The organism is Hyalangium ruber (assembly GCF_034259325.1).
Classification (GTDB): Bacteria; Myxococcota; Myxococcia; order Myxococcales; family Myxococcaceae; genus Hyalangium_A; species Hyalangium_A rubrum.
Genome location: NZ_JAXIVS010000005.1, coordinates 359609 through 373827 on the forward strand (window position 1 = coordinate 359609; position 14219 = coordinate 373827).

Consider the following 14219-nt stretch of genomic DNA (forward strand, 5'->3'; position numbering starts at 1 on the left):
ACCTCACTTCACTGACAGCTTCGTCCCACGCCCAAGCTGGAGCTCCTTCGGCTCGAGCACCACCTGCCCATCCAGCCGGAAGGCCGTGAAGCGCAGGTTGTTGCCCTCGGCCTTCTCCAGCAGCCCACACGTCTGCTCCGCCGCGCCCGCAAGCCTCCCGGGCGTCACGAAGTAGCGCGGGCCGATCTGCACCACCTTCGGCTCCGGCTCCTTGCCGTGGATGAAGATCGTCGCGTTGAGCAGATCCTCGCGCGTCAGATCGTTCTTGTCGTGGACGAGGCAGCACAGCGCGTCCCCCACCATGTCCAACAGCTTCCGGGGGATGTTCGGATCCATGTACTGGAGGCAGTCGCGCTCGGGCACCCGCGAGAAGCGCTCCAGCACCAGCCGGCGATCCTCCTCCGAGCTGACGTCCGCGGGCGCCTCGCCGAAGGCGGGCGGGCGCGGCAGCGAGTCCTTGGAGGACAGCCACTGCGTCACGTCGGCCAGGAAGTCCAGGTCCGAGTACTCGCGCCCACCGCGGGACTTCTCCCGCCGATCGAGGATCCACGCATCCAGATCGGTGTAGCGCGCACCGGCGAAGACGAAGCGGCGGGCACCCTTCGCCCGCAACAGCTCATACGCCGCGTCGAACGCGGCGAGATCGCCATGGCTGTCCGAGAGAACGCCGATCACGTTAGGCCCACACTCAAGCGTACAGCAGGAAGGGCTTCCTTTGCTTCTGGAAGGCTTCGGTCTGGGCCGAGAACCCCTCCAGGAGCCGATCCAGCGGCCAGCCCTCCTCCATCCCCCGGCGCACCTGATCCGTGCCACACAGCAGGTCGAAGGCCGGCACATCCTCCACGAACTCGTAGGCGTCCGCGCGCCAGGCGAACTTGCCCCCGCTCACGTCCCGCACCGCCTGGAAGATGGCGATGCCCGTGCGCAGCGCCTGGAAGGCCTGCCGGTCCGTGACGTGGATGAAGGCCCCGTTGCAGGACTCGCCCCGGAACTTGTCGAAGGTAGGAGTGAAACCCACCGGTCGGAAGGCGACGCCCGGAAGGCGCTCTTTCTCCAGCCGCGCCACCAGCGCCTCCGCGTCCAGCCAGGGGGCGCCGAACTGCTCGAAGGGGCGGCAGGTGCCCCGGCCCTCGGAGACGTTGGTGCCCTCGCCCAGGCACATGCCCGGGTAGACGAGCGCCGTGTCCGGGGTGGGCATGTTGGGCGAGGGCGAGAGGAAGGGCAGCCCGGTGTCGGACCAGTACATCTCCCGGCGCCAGCCCTCGCACGGCACCACCGTCAGCGCACAGCCGATGCCGAACTCCGCGTTGAAGAGCTGGGCCAGCTCGCCCGCCGTCATGCCGTGGCGGTTGGGCAGCGGGTAGAGCCCCACGAAGGAGCGGTAGCGCTCGCCCACGAGGTTCCCCTCGAGCTGGGTGCCGCCCAGGGGGTTGGGCCGATCCAGCACGTAGAAGGGAATGCGGGCCTGGGCCGCCGCCTTCATGGCCAGCGCCATGGTGTAGACGTAGGTGTAGTAGCGACTGCCCACGTCCTGGATGTCGAAGACGAGCGCCTCCAGCCCGGTGAGCCACTCGGGCCGAGGCGACAGCGACTCGAAGGTGGAGCCGTAGAGGCTGTGGACGGGCACGCCCGTCTTGCGGTCCCGCGCCTCGCCCACGGCCACCATGTACTGGGCCTCGCCGCGGATTCCGTGCTCGGGGCCGAAGAGCGCCCCCAGCGTCACCCCGGGCGTCTGCGCCAGCAGGTCCGCGAGGTGGCGGAAGCGCGAGTCCACACTCGTGGGGTTGACGATCGCCCCCACTTTCCGGCCCTTCAGCGCGGAGAAGCCCTGCTCCACCCACACATCCAGTCCCGTCTTCACCTTGCTCACCATCGCTCTCCTACCCTGCGTTGAGTCACCCTCGGGCCTCAGTTTCCGCCCAGGCGCTTGAGCGCGTTCTTCGCGGCGCGCTTCGAGTCACACTTGAAACCACTGAGCAGCCCCGAGCCCCCGTCATCCCCCGGCCCGCCGTCCTCCGCCAGGTCTTCCAGCTCCCCCCGCGCGCTCTTCAGCCGCAGCTCGCCGATCGTGCTCGCGGCATCCGAGCGCACGCGGCAGTCCGGGTGCTCCAGCAGCTCGGTGAGCCGGTCCTCCGCCTTGCCGCTGCCCGCCTTCGCGGCCGCCGCGTAGCTCTCCATCGCGTTGTTCAGGTTGCCGAACGCCTCATGGAGCTGCCCGAGGAGGTAGTTCCGGCGCGCCGGCTCCTTCTCCTCCATGATGAGCTTGAGCGCATCATCTCCCCGCGACTTGCGCTCGGAGGGCGAGGCCTTCCTCACCTGGGCGATGGCGCGATCCGTGGACGAGCCCCCCAGGGCCACCACCGCCATGCCCAGCAGCACCGCCAGCGCCCCCATGCCGAGCGCCAGGCGCGGCCCGGTCGTCCCGGCGGGCAGGCGGGAGCGCACCCCTGGGGGCAGGCGCTCCGGCAAGCCGTGGAGGAGCCGCGAGGCCCCGGCCAGGGCTCTTCCCCCCAGGCTCCGGGCCTGGGAGCCCAGCGCTCCGGCGCGCTGCCCGAGCACGGCGGGCCCGGAGAGCTCCGCCCCCATCGCCCCCGCGTCCATGACGCGCGAGAGGGCCATGTTGCCGAAGGGCGGCCCCTCCTGCGGCACGCCCGCCGGGCTCGGCAGCGGCACCACGGGGGCCTCCATGCGGTAGGGCCCCTTGGGCACGCGGAAGACGCGGATCTTCCCGGGGATGCCCTTGAGCTCGAAGGCGCCTACCTCCTGTGAGGGCACCTCCGCCTTGTTCATGGCGAGGTAGACGGCCTCGGTGAAGTACACCTCGCCCGCCTCGGCCAGCCCCTCCACGCGCGAGGCGATGTTCACCGGCTCGCCGAAGACGTCACTGGCCTCGACGCGCACCTCGCCCACGTTGATGGCCACGCGCACATCGAGCCGCTCGTTCTCGGTCGCCGAGCGGTTGTACTGCCAAAGCCGATCCTGGATGGCCACGCCGCTGAGCACCGCCTGGGTGGGCGACTCGAAGGTGACGAGGAACGCGTCGCCAATAGACTTCAGGATGCGCCCGCCGAACGCCTTGAACAGCGGCGCGAGGAGATCATGGTGCACCTGGAGCAGGCGCTGATTCTCCTCATGGGTCTGCCGGCTGGTTCGCTCGGTGAAGCCCTTGATGTCGGTGAAAACGATGGCGAGGTTGGCGGTCTTCAAGGCGCGCGCAGTGTATGCGGCGGAGATCCAGGCGCAATCGGCCCGTGCCCTGCCCGTCCTCCTATCGACGGGACGGCTTGAGGGAGCGCATGCGGCGCGGGGATGGGGGCTCCAGCGTCTTCCGGAGCTGCTCGGCGAGCCGCTGCCTGCCCGTCCGCTCGTAGAACTCCGCCAGCTTCCGCGTCACCTGAACGTTGCCTGGCTGCTGCTCGCGGGCGATGCGCAGCTCCTTCTCGGCGTCCGCCACCCGCTCTTGCTGCTCGAGAATCCCGGCCAGCAGGAGGCGCACCTGTACCCACTCCGGGCGGGCCTTGGTGAGCAGCCGGTAGTGCAGCTCGGCCTTGAGGAGGTCTCCCTGGGCGGCCCACAGGCCACCGAGCCGGAAGCGGGCCTCCTCGTAAGAAGGGCGATAGAGCAGCGCCACCTCGTACTCCTGGGCGGCGAGCAGGGGTCGGCCCCGCTCCTCCCAGAGCAGCCCGCGCAGGTAGTGGGCCCGGGGATTCTCGGGGGCCAGCGCGGTGGCGACGTCCAGGTGGGCTTCGGCTCGGTCCAGCTCCCCGCCCAGCTTGAGGAGCAGGCGCGCGGCCTCCATCCGGGGCAGTTCCCAGGCGGGCCAGGTGTTAGTGAGGGACTCCACGTCTACGAGCGCTCCCGCGCTGTCCCCCGCCTCTTCTTTCGCGAGGGCCTGCGTCAGGGACTCGCTCGGGGGCGCGTCCCTGGCGCCCGCCAACACGCCCACCAGGATGAGCCACACCATGGGCGGCTGATAACAGAGCGGGCCTCTTCCCTTCAATGTTCCCTTGACGGCCAAACGGCCAGGCACGAAACCCATGTCCGTGCAGATTGCTCAACGAACCCTCGAGGATCTCGGCTTCGCGCAGGTGCTTAGCGCGCTGGCCCACCGCTGTCGGACCGCTCCCGGAAAGGAGCGCGCCTCAGCCCGCCCCTTCCTGGACACCGAGGACCAGGTCGCCGATGCGCTCTCCCTCGTCGGCGAGGCCCGCAGCCTCGCCCAGGAGCAGTTCTCCCTCCCCTTGGGAGGGGTGAGCGACCTGAGAGACGCGGTGAACCGGGCCTCCAAGGGCGGCATGCTGGAGCCCCGGGATTTGATCGCCTCCGCGCAGCTGCTCTATGCCTTTGCCCGCACCCGCGAGGCGCTGGAGGAGCGAGAGGAGGCCGTACCGATGATGGCGACGCTCTCGCGCCGCCTGCCGATGCTGGAGGCGCTCGCGTCTCGCATCGACCGCAGCTTCGAGCCGGACGGGACGATCTCCGACCGGGCCAGCCCGGACCTGAAGGAGGCCCGGGACCGGGCCAGCGGGCTGCACCGTCGCATCAAGAGCCGGCTGGACGAGCTGCTCCACGACGAGGGCTTCATCCCCAAGCTGCGCGAGAACTACTACACGCTGCGCAACGGGCGGTACGTGGTGCCGGTGGTGTCCAACTACCGGGGCGAGGTGCCCGGCATCGTCCACAACGCGAGCCAGACGGGGCAGACGCTCTTCATCGAGCCGCAGGCGATGGTGGGCCTGGGCAACGACCTCGCGATTGCCCAGTCGGTGGTGGCCGAGGAGGAGCGGCGAATCCTCCAGGAGCTATCGAACCAGCTGGGCAAGGAGTCCGACCGCGTCCTGGAGGGGCTGGAGGCGGTAGCGGAGCTGGACGAGGCGGAAGGCGCGGCGCTGCTGGCGGCGGACCTGGATGCGACGACGCCGGAGTTCAAGGGCGTGGAGGAGCTGACGCTGCGGCTCCTGCGCCACCCGCTGCTGGCGCTCAAGGGCACGGAGGTGGTGCCCAACGACGTGCTGCTGTCGGGCGAGGCGCGGGCGCTGGTGGTGTCCGGCCCGAACGCGGGCGGCAAGACGGTGACGCTGACGGCGGTGGGGCTGTGCTCGCTGATGCTGCGCTGCGGCCTTCAGATCCCGGTGTCGGCCGGCTCGCGGATGCCGCTCTATCGCTCGGTCCATTCCACGGTGGGTGACTCGCAGGACCTGGCGCAGGGCCTGTCCACCTTCAGCGGCCACGTGGCGATGCTGCGCGACATCACCGCGACGGTGAGCAAGGGCTCGGTGGTGCTGATCGACGAGATCGCCGCGGACACGGATCCGCGTGAGGGCGCGGCGATCGCCATCGCGGTGCTGGAGGAGCTGATCGAGAAGGGCGCGGTGGTGCTGGTAACGACGCACCTGGAGGAGCTCAAGGCGCTGGCGCACATGGACAAGCGCTTCCTCAACGCGCGGGTGGGCTTCGATGCGAAGAAGATGGCGCCCACGTACCGGCTGCAGCTGGGCGCGGCGGGAGCCTCCTCGGCGATCGAGGTGGCGGCGCGCATGGGGCTGCCGGCGCACATCTGCCAGCGCGCGAGGGACTTGTCGCTGAACGCGGGCGGCCCCTTGGCCAAGGCGCTGGCAGCGGCCGAGGAGGAGCGGCGCAAGCTGTCCGAGGAGCTGGATCGGGCGCGAGCGGACGCGGCGGCGGTGGAGAAGCTGCGCAAGGAGCTGGAGGCGCAGAAGCAGGCCTTCGAGCGGGACCGCAAGGAGAAGATGCTGCGCTTCAACGAGGACGTGGCGGCGGCGAGCGAGCACGCGGCATCGGAGGTGAAGGAGCTGCTCCAGGCGCTGCGGGCGCAGTCGAACGAGAAGGCGGCGCAGGAGGCGCGGGCGGCGCTGCAGCAGCGGGCGGAGGAGGCGGCGCAGCGGGCGAAGGAGGCGCGGGCGGAGCTGTACCAGGTGGTGGCGCCAGCGCCGGCGACGCTCAAGGTGGGGGCGTGGGTGCGGCACTCGGGGTTCGACAAGGACGTGGAGATCCTCGAGCTGCACGGGGACGAGGCGCTGGTGGCGGCGGGGGTGCTGAAGATGCGGGTGCCGGTGACGGAGCTGTCGGGCTCGCGCACGGCGAAGCCGCAGCAGAAGTTCCCGGAGCGCAACAAGCAGGAAGTGGCGATGAAGAAGGCCACGGCAGTGGCGCCCGCGGAGATCAAGGCGACGAACTTCCGCTGCGACGTGCGCGGCATGCGAGCGGACGAGGCGCTGACGGAGGTGGAAGAGTTCCTCGACCAGGGCATGCGCAGCGGCGAGGAAGCGGCGCTCATCATCCACGGCCACGGGACGGGGGCGCTGAAGCAAGCCATCCGTGACTACCTGGCCAACTCGCCCTACATCCGCATGTTCCGCCCGGGCGAGAGCCACGAGGGCGGCGACGGCGTCACGGTGGTGGCACTGCGCGCGTAGAACCAAGAGGACACGGGTTCAAGTCCCGTTCTCCTCGTTAATGGAGGGGCCTGGAATCGAGAGGGAAACCTCAAAGATTCCAGGCCCTTCGCCTTTTCAGCCAGCAGGCTGATCGCCGCGTCCTTGGCTGCCGGTGACAGTGCCGGAGCCACTGGGTGGTGGAACGGTGTTACCGAGCGCGCTGGTCGATGGACGGCCGAGCGGGCTGGTTGATGGCCTCTGGCCTCGCCGAGAACCCGAGGCGGCTCGAGGCCCTGCGGCCGCCGGGTGGGGCCCATCGGGCAGCATTGCGCCGCCTCGGGTTCCCGGCGAAATGCTAACCATGGATTCGGCCAGGGATCTGGCCGAATCCGCGCCTCTTCTGCATCATTTTTCACCTCGCCGGCTCATATAAAATTGAGGGGGACCTGCTCGGCCCACGAAATTGAATCGCGACGTTTCGAGGCCCCTCTCGTGCTGTGTCAGGGAGCAATCCAACTGCTCCTTATGACCAAGAACCCTCCGAGGAGGGGTGGCACACACCCCTTCCCGGCAAGACGTCCCACAGCCCGTAGTATGGAGATTGGCTCTCATGAAGAACCCCGCATTTCGTCTGACCCTTGCGGTTTTCGCGATGTTCGGTGCGGTTGCTTGCGGTCCCGGCAACGATGAGGTCCGTCCGCCCCCAGCGAACGACCCTTCCGTCGAGTTCTTTGCTTCCGAGAGCACCAACGTCGAGGCCGAGGCGACGAGTTGCTCTTCCAGAGACGGCAAAAAGGACTGCTACTGCGCCCCTGGCGCCTCCTGCTGGCGCACTGAGAACAGCTGCGGCTGCTCAGGTGGTACCTAATGAGTTAGCGAGACGAAGGCGGCCCTGAAGAAGCCACGAGCCGAAGCGCTACTGTTCGGCGAACTGAAGAACGGCAGCGTCGCCCGGTTCGCAACTGGACGAATCCTGGGGAACTGTGCGCCCTTTGTTCCATCTCCAAAATGTCTCCAAGACTGGAGGGGACTCCAGGCGACAGGCGAAACTGGCGAGGACTGCTCCGTGGATTCGAAGTGCCTGGATCCACGCACGATTCAGCGAAAGGCGTGTGCCGTCGCGGGGTTTGGGGCACCCCTCGTCCACGGGTTCAAGTCCCGTACTCCTCGCCAATCCCCTTTGAGAGCAACCCCGTCTTACTCCTTCTCCGATGTTGGTTGTGGCAGACGTGAATACGACGGTAGGTAGCAGTGTCCCTTCCACTCGTATCCGTTCTCTGCGCAAGGTGATTTGACGTTGCCTAGCCGGATCCAGCATCCCCCGTTGATGCTTTCTTCTAACGGCAACTTGCACTGCGGGGCTTTGCGCTGCCCTTGAAGCGGATCTTTGGGCATGGGCAAACCAATGATCTCTTGGCCCGAAGGAGCATACGGTGTGACTATAGCCGAGGTGATCATGGAGTTACCCATGGCAGCGGTGCCACCATCCGCCGTTTCCTCACCAGAGATGGGCTGAGGTCTCATCAATCCCGTACGCTCACGCATCTGCCATAAGGGCCAACTCGCCACCAGCAACATCACGAACCCTCCGAGTAGACCGAGTCCCAGAGAGTCTGCCCACCTCGATATGGCCTCCCGCGCGCACAGGCCCATTGAGCGAATATACGCCCTCCTCATTCCCCCGGCCTCCGCCGGCCTCTTGGATTCATCCCAGCTTGCAGCGTCACTCGGTGCGGCGATGTTCTCCAATTCCAAGTCACGCAAACATGGGCGCTTGGTAACGGATTCCGTCTGCGCCTGCTCTGCCGTTTGCTCCAGCACTTCAGCCAGCTCGCGTGCGGTCCTGCGGTCCTTGGGCTTCACGGATAGTATGCGCAGTATGAGTGCTTTGAGTTGCGGCTCTACACTCAGTTTGAGCGAATGCCACGAGCGAGAATCGCTGCCCTCTTCCTGGCCGCAGCCCTCACTGACCTCCTCATCGCAGTCCCTGGACGGCGGGTACTCGCGCGTTACCAGCCGATAGGCAGTAACTCCCAGCGCGAATACGTCATCGGCCGGCTGGGCCACATAGGGCGCAACGGCCTGGCCGTGAAAGTGTCGAGCGAACCGCCGAGCCTCTGGACTACGGTAGACAGGAGTCCCTGGCGGCAAGGTTTCCCGCGTAAGAGGAATCGCCCCTGCGTAGTGCCCCGCCCCGAAGTCCGTGAGGAAGGCCCGACCATCCGCCAGCCTCACCAGCACGTTGCTGCCCTTGACGTCCCGATGCACGCCTCCAACGAAATGCGTCGCTTCCAGCGCTCGCGCCACCTGCGCCAACACTCGACGCACTTCCTTCGCCGAAGGGTTGAGCACACTTGCCCACGTGTACAGCGGCAAGCCCTCCACCCACTCCATGACGAAGTACGGGTAGCTGGCACCTGAAGGGGACCGCCAGTGCCCATGCCCGAGCAGGCTGGGCACGTTCGGATGATCAATGCGCGACAGTAGCTCCACTTCCCGCACGAAGCGCGCATCCCCCGGGTGAGCAGCCATCTTCAAAGCGACGAGCCCTGCCTCCTCGTCCCCCACCCTTACGGCGCTATACACCGTGCCGTAGGTTCCGTGTCCCCTCCAGTCCCTCAGCTCCCACATCCCCACGCGCATCCCCGGCGGGAGCGAGGTGGAGTTCAGTCTCAGCGCGGCCCATCTCTCCATGGCGTTCGCCATCCTACCTCAGGGGTGGCTTGGCAGCACGGGGCTCGTTGGGTCCGGCAGGAGCTTTCGCACGTAAGACAGCGGCACCGCGCCCCCAATCATCCAGGAATACGGTGCCGCCGTTCATGCATCAGGACTCACACTACAGGCTGCGCCTTCTCTACCTCCTTCTCCCTACGCACGAGGTTGGCCTGGGCCTGCAGCGCCTTGATCAACTTGTCCAACTGCTCCAGCGGGATGCCCCTGAAGTCGAGCACCGTCCTGCCCTCGTGGTTGCGCACCTGCACCCGGATAGGCTCGCCCTTGGCGAAGTTGCCCGTCACCGCATTCAGGTACCGGTCCGCGAGCACCAGGTCCGCAGGCGGCAGCGGCTTGCTGGAGGCGGGCTTGCGCCTGCGTTGGATTGACTTACGCATGTCCGCCACGCTGCACTCGGCGAAGAGATTGGACGTCACCGTGCCATTCTTCCCCGGCACTTCAATGGAGGTGGTTCCCGGCTCCTCGTGGTTCACCTTGATCCCTGCGGCCACCTTGTAAGTCAGCAGCAGGTAGAGACGGGTGACGCCGAAGTGGTTGCAGTGGACCAGCGTGAAGGCGTGCGCCACCGCCCCGTACATGGACAGAGCCGAGAGCGACACCTCGCGCACGTTCTTGCTGAAGTACTCCTGGGCGTTCTTGTACTCCGCTGCCTCCGCCAACTGGTGCGCCACCACGTAGTTGTAGAGCTGGCCCATGCGGTAGTGGTTCGCCGTCTCCTCTCCCAGGAGCTTGAGGAGGCACAGTCCAAGAACGTGGACTCCCCCGTCCAAGAACGTGGACTGCCCCCCAGCCTTCCAACTGGTTGGAACGGGCCCCACAGCCTTCCAACTGGTTGGAACGGGCCCCCCCAGCCTTCCAACCGGTTGGAACGGGCCCCCCTTCGACGCAACGTAGAGGTTCTGCAGCGGCGCTCAGGGTCAGGAACGTGCCCGCCCTCTGGACGGGGAGTTTCTCACTCTGCGGGACGAGGGCTACCCTAGGGATGAGCGGGCACCGAGGCAGGGACGGGAACTGCTGATGCAGGTGTCCGCGAACCCCGCGATTGACGAGCCAGTCATAGCCCCCCTGTAATCGCGAGTGGTGCTCCCGACGCGCGGGAGCCCTGGCCAGGAGACTCCACATGCGGCGCTGGGCGATAGTGCTGCTGTTCGCGTTCCTCGCGGGGTGCAGCGCCTCAACGAGGGTCGTCCGCTTGGATACAGGCCCAGGCGAGTCCAGCGTCCACCTACCTCGTCGAGATGTGGAGCCAGTGGAGGTGAGCGAAAAGCAGTTCAAGCAAGCTGTAGCGAAATACACCCCCTCTGTGCCAGTCGTGGAACGCCCTCTAGCGCACGCCCGATTGCTGTTCGGAGTGCCCGAGCGAAGCGGCTGGTACCGGTACGAAAGCATGAGCCAGCGGCTCATTCCCTCTGCGCCGGGGAGCCACCAGAACCTGCGTCTGTTGCCAGAGGATGCGGAGTTGAAGCGCCGCTACCTGCTTTGGTGCGAACGGACCTGGGGCCCAGGAGATTGCCTGCGCCTGCTGACGGACAAGCCCTTTCTGGAGGGTGACGCCAAGTACGCCTTGGCGATGGCGATCGCCCAGAGCAAGGTATTAGGCGCCATGAAGAAAGAACTCGCTCAGTTGGTGAGCCCCCAGGCCGTGGTGGCCACGCTCGTCGGGGGGCTCACCATGTACGCCATCTTGTTGGCGCTGCCCGAGCCAGTGAGTAAGGGCGTGGCCGCGCTGCTGACAGTGGGGGCCATGGCGTACTTAGGCTGGGACACGGTGTGGCGGCTGATCGATGGATGGCTGGTGCTGATGAAGGAGGTGGATCGCGCCACTGCCTTCGATGACATCTCCGCGTCCGGAGAGAAGTTCGGGGATGTGATGGGAGAGAAGGCGGCCCGTGCGTTCGTCATGCTGGCCACCGTGGCGATGGGGAGCACGGCGGCGGGCATGGCAACGACCCTGCCGAAGCTGCCAGGGGCCAGGCAGGCCGCAGTCGTGGCTGAGACGCAGCTGAACATCCGATTGACGGCCCCTGCGCTGGCTCAGGTGGAATCAGTCGCCCTCAGTGCCGAGGGTGTCACCATCGCGCTGGCCCCCAACGCCGTGGCCATGACGACGCGCGACAGTTCAGGTGGCAAGACTGGCGCGAAGGCCACGCCGAACCGCCCCGGCGGGCCAGGGGAATGGGTCCAAGCGGGCGAAGGCATGTCCGAACAGGCGCGCCGCTACCAAGCGCAGGTGACGGGCGCCCCTGAAGGCTACGTCTACCGCGTCAAGCTGGGGAACAAAGACGTGAAATTCGACGGCTTTGACCTAGGGGGCTTGATCGAGACCAAGGCCACCGGCTACGCGCAGTGGATCACCAAGAAGCTAGACTTTCTGCCGACCTTCCAGGGACGTGAGCAGATGCTCGAGCAGGCAAAGCGCCAGTTCGAAGCCGCCAATGGAACGCCCATCCGGTGGATCGTCGCCGAGGAGAAGCTCGCGAGGGCACTCAGATTGCTCTTCGAGAAAGAGGGGCTCCCCATCGAAGTCATCCATGTTCCCCCAGTTCCGTAAGGGGTAGACAATCGATGATAGAGAACCATTACGCCGCCTCCTATTGGCTCGCCCGGCCCGAATCCGCCGAGGCTTGCGCACGCCGTGCGGAGCATTTCTTCCATCTCCTCGGGCGCTGCGACCCGGCATGGACTCGCTGGTATGAGAAGGCAGATTCCTTCGAGGAAGCGCGCAAACTCCAGTTCCGCACGGATGCGCCGAGCTTCCAGCAGTTGTTCGCTCAGGAAGAGAATCACTTCGGTGACCGCTTCTCGTTCCACCTGTGGACGGGCGACACCCTTCACGAAACGTCCATCATTGACGGAACGTGTGGTTCATCCTCCTCCCGGCTTGCATCCAACTGCGTGCTCACCCCCCACAATGAAGGTTTCGTCGGGGACCGGGTACTAACCGCTCCTGCCATGACCGAGGTGCTGCGTGCCATGGCCTTAGCCTGGGAGCCAGAATGGGGGATCGCTACGTCCGATGCGCACCGTCAGCTGGCGGTGAAGGGGTTCCCACACCCAGGCACCTTCGTAGGCTGGGTCATGTACTTCTCGCGGCTGCGAGGCACTGTGCCCCCACTGCCTGCTCCCGTGAGTATCGAACCCGTGGAGGGTAAGGGAACCCTCGTCACCCTCACCCCCGAGCGATTCACCGCCTCCAACCCAGAGCACGTCGCGCTGGCCGCTCGCGTCCACGAGTTGTTGAATCGAGCCGGGCTGCTACGACCGTTGCAGCCCTGGCCGGCAGGGTGAATTCAGCCCTACTCTGCGTCTTTGAGGAAGTTCTCGTAGGTTGCGGCATCCATGAGACTGCTCAACTGCTTCGCATCCGAGACCTCGAGCTCGATGAACCACCCGTCTCCATAGGGCTCCTGATTCACCAACTCCGGATCTTCGACGATGCCCTCGTTGATGGTCACCACCTTGCCTGCCACGGGGGCAAATACCTCGGCCACGGCCTTGACGGACTCGACGGTGCCAATCTCGTCTTCGGCGGCGAAGGTGTCACCCACCTTGGGCAGTTCCACGTACACGACATCGCCCAGTTGCCTCTGCGCGAAATCCGTGAGGCCGACCCTCACCCTGTTGTTACCTGCCGGCAACACCCACTCATGCTCCTTGGTGTACTTCAGTTCCTTAGGAACAGTCACGATCAGCACCCCTCTCCGGTGATGGAGGTAGAAGAGGGCAGGAGCATAAGCATGGGAGCTTCACCGAGCGGATCGAAAATCCGCGCCGAGCAGCTTGTAGTAGACGGCCGTGCCATCCAACGTGCCAGCCCCGTTCCGGGCGTACTCGGGAATCACTCCCACGCGGATCCAGCCCAAGGATTGATAGAGCCGCTCGGCGGAGTCCCCTTCCCGCGTGTCCAGCACCAGGGTGCGCTTGCCCTGCTCCCGGGCCCGCGCCTCCACGGCGCGCATGAGCGCTGCCCCCAGGCCTCGGCGGCGGAAGGCCGAGTGGACCAGCACCCGGGACACCTCGGCCCGGTGGCGAGCGTTGGCCTTTCCTGCCTCCACCAGCTGCGCCGTCCCTGCCACCCGGCCCTCCACCCAGGCCAGGGCCAGGCTGCGTCTGCCCGCGACCAGGTCCTCCCGCACGCCTTCCCAGTAGGCCCGAGCCTCGGATTCCTCCAGCGGTGGCAGGAAGCCCACCGAGGCCCCACCGTCCACTGCGTCCCTCAGCAGCTCCACCAGGGCCTCCCGGTAGGACTCGGCTTCCGTGGCATCCACGAAGCGGATCTCCATCGGGCTTCCAGCGTTCACGACCATGGATTCCATTTTCGCAGCGCCCCCAACCCGGGCGCCAGGGAGGACGTGTCGCCCTACCCTATCGAGCCGGTGTCCTGGAGCCCCTTGCGCAGCGAGTCCAGGAGCTCGGGTGGATCCCCCTCGCGAAAGCCCGCGAGCCCCGCCTCGAAGTCGGCACGAGATCCGGCGGCGTCCCCCATCCGGGCCCGCAGCGCCCCTCGATCGCGGAGCAGCTCCGGGTCCACCGAGTCCTCCTGTTCCGAGGCGATCGCGTCGGTGAGATCCTGGATGGCCTCCTCCAGCCGGCCCAGCCGAGCCCGCGCCTGGGCGCGCTGCTGAAGCAGCCAGGGGTTGCCCGGGTCCTCGGACAGGGCCCGGGTCCAGTCGCGCTCGGCCTCGGCGTGACGCTCGAGCGCCCGGAGGGACTCGGCGCGCTTCGCATAGAGGATGAGCAGCTTGCGGTGCCCTACCGACTCCACCATGTTGAAGTCCGCCACCGCCTCCACGTGACGGCCCAGCCGGGCGAGCGTAAGGGCCCGCTGGAGCCGCGTCGTCAGGTGCCCCGGCGCCAGTTCCAGGACGCGATCGAACCAGGGCAGCGCCTCCGCGGGAGCACGCCCCCAGATGCCGAGCGTCAACGCCATCTCCAGCAGCACCCGGATCTGCGTCGGGTGGGCCTCGGCCAGCTGCCGGATCAAGGCCAGCGCCATCTCGTAGCGCCCGCCACGCCTCAGGCGATCCACCTCGCGAAGCGGCGCGGCCAGCTCCGGCAGCCACGGAATGCGTCCCTTGTGCGCCAAAC

The 14219-nt window shown here is 66.9% G+C and carries 12 protein-coding genes; 3 read left to right on the top strand and 9 right to left on the bottom strand.

All coding sequences use genetic code 11. The features are described 5' to 3' along the window. Positions 1 to 3: 3 nt before the first annotated feature. From SYV04_RS17070 to SYV04_RS17085, 4 genes are all read right to left on the bottom strand, one after another. Positions 4 to 675, bottom strand: a complete 672-nt coding sequence (locus SYV04_RS17070; RefSeq protein ID WP_321546858.1) for a hypothetical protein — start codon at positions 673 to 675, stop codon at positions 4 to 6. Between the two features lie 13 nt (positions 676 to 688). Then, the gene (locus SYV04_RS17075) at positions 689 to 1870 is read right to left on the bottom strand and encodes an exo-beta-N-acetylmuramidase NamZ family protein (protein WP_321546859.1); all 1182 of its coding nucleotides are present in this window, start codon (positions 1868 to 1870) and stop codon (positions 689 to 691) included. 38 nt (positions 1871 to 1908) lie between these two features. Further along, positions 1909 to 3207 (bottom strand): adenylate/guanylate cyclase domain-containing protein, encoded by a 1299-nt coding sequence (locus SYV04_RS17080; protein ID WP_321546860.1) that lies wholly within the window; start codon positions 3205 to 3207, stop codon positions 1909 to 1911. A 61-nt stretch (positions 3208 to 3268) separates the two neighbouring features. Further along, positions 3269 to 3964: a tetratricopeptide repeat protein gene (locus SYV04_RS17085; RefSeq protein ID WP_321546861.1), complete on the bottom strand. Its 696-nt coding sequence runs from the start codon at positions 3962 to 3964 to the stop codon at positions 3269 to 3271. 73 nt (positions 3965 to 4037) lie between these two features. On the opposite strand from SYV04_RS17085, the gene SYV04_RS17090 reads away from it, so the two are divergent. After that, positions 4038 to 6437 (top strand): endonuclease MutS2, encoded by a 2400-nt coding sequence (locus SYV04_RS17090; protein WP_321546862.1) that lies wholly within the window; start codon positions 4038 to 4040, stop codon positions 6435 to 6437. 1158 nt (positions 6438 to 7595) lie between these two features. On the opposite strand, the gene SYV04_RS17095 is transcribed toward SYV04_RS17090, so the two are convergent. Together SYV04_RS17095 and SYV04_RS17100 are read right to left on the bottom strand one after the other, a co-directional pair. Next, positions 7596 to 9104, bottom strand: coding sequence for a serine/threonine protein kinase (locus SYV04_RS17095; RefSeq protein WP_321546863.1), 1509 nt, complete (start codon positions 9102 to 9104; stop codon positions 7596 to 7598). Positions 9105 to 9229: 125 nt separating this feature from the next. After that, positions 9230 to 9901, bottom strand: coding sequence for a hypothetical protein (locus SYV04_RS17100; protein WP_321546864.1), 672 nt, complete (start codon positions 9899 to 9901; stop codon positions 9230 to 9232). Positions 9902 to 10251: 350 nt separating this feature from the next. Between SYV04_RS17100 and sitA5 the strand changes: the two genes are divergently transcribed. Next, positions 10252 to 11682 (top strand): SitA5 family polymorphic toxin, encoded by a 1431-nt coding sequence (gene sitA5, locus SYV04_RS17105; protein ID WP_479691443.1) that lies wholly within the window; start codon positions 10252 to 10254, stop codon positions 11680 to 11682. Between the two features lie 14 nt (positions 11683 to 11696). Then, positions 11697 to 12419, top strand: a complete 723-nt coding sequence (locus SYV04_RS17110; protein WP_321546866.1) for an immunity 52 family protein — start codon at positions 11697 to 11699, stop codon at positions 12417 to 12419. A gap of 8 nt (positions 12420 to 12427) precedes the next feature. Here the strand turns inward: SYV04_RS17110 and gcvH are convergent, their stop codons facing one another. From gcvH to SYV04_RS17125, 3 genes are read right to left on the bottom strand one after another with little or no spacing between them, the layout of a single operon-like run. Further along, positions 12428 to 12823, bottom strand: coding sequence for a glycine cleavage system protein GcvH (gene gcvH, locus SYV04_RS17115; protein WP_321547055.1), 396 nt, complete (start codon positions 12821 to 12823; stop codon positions 12428 to 12430). Between the two features lie 54 nt (positions 12824 to 12877). After that, positions 12878 to 13432, bottom strand: coding sequence for a GNAT family N-acetyltransferase (locus tag SYV04_RS17120; RefSeq protein ID WP_321546867.1), 555 nt, complete (start codon positions 13430 to 13432; stop codon positions 12878 to 12880). Positions 13433 to 13491: 59 nt separating this feature from the next. Next, positions 13492 to 14217, bottom strand: a complete 726-nt coding sequence (locus SYV04_RS17125; protein WP_321546868.1) for a tetratricopeptide repeat protein — start codon at positions 14215 to 14217, stop codon at positions 13492 to 13494. Positions 14218 to 14219: the final 2 nt, after the last annotated feature.

Coding starts and splice junctions, on each gene's coding strand:
- SYV04_RS17090 (WP_321546862.1), top strand. CDS start 4,038: ATGTCCGTGCAGATTGCTCAACGAACCCTCGAGGATCTCGGCTTCGCG.
- SYV04_RS17085 (WP_321546861.1), bottom strand. CDS start 3,964: ATGGTGTGGCTCATCCTGGTGGGCGTGTTGGCGGGCGCCAGGGACGCG.
- SYV04_RS17110 (WP_321546866.1), top strand. CDS start 11,697: ATGATAGAGAACCATTACGCCGCCTCCTATTGGCTCGCCCGGCCCGAA.
- SYV04_RS17095 (WP_321546863.1), bottom strand. CDS start 9,104: ATGGCGAACGCCATGGAGAGATGGGCCGCGCTGAGACTGAACTCCACC.
- sitA5 (WP_479691443.1), top strand. CDS start 10,252: ATGCGGCGCTGGGCGATAGTGCTGCTGTTCGCGTTCCTCGCGGGGTGC.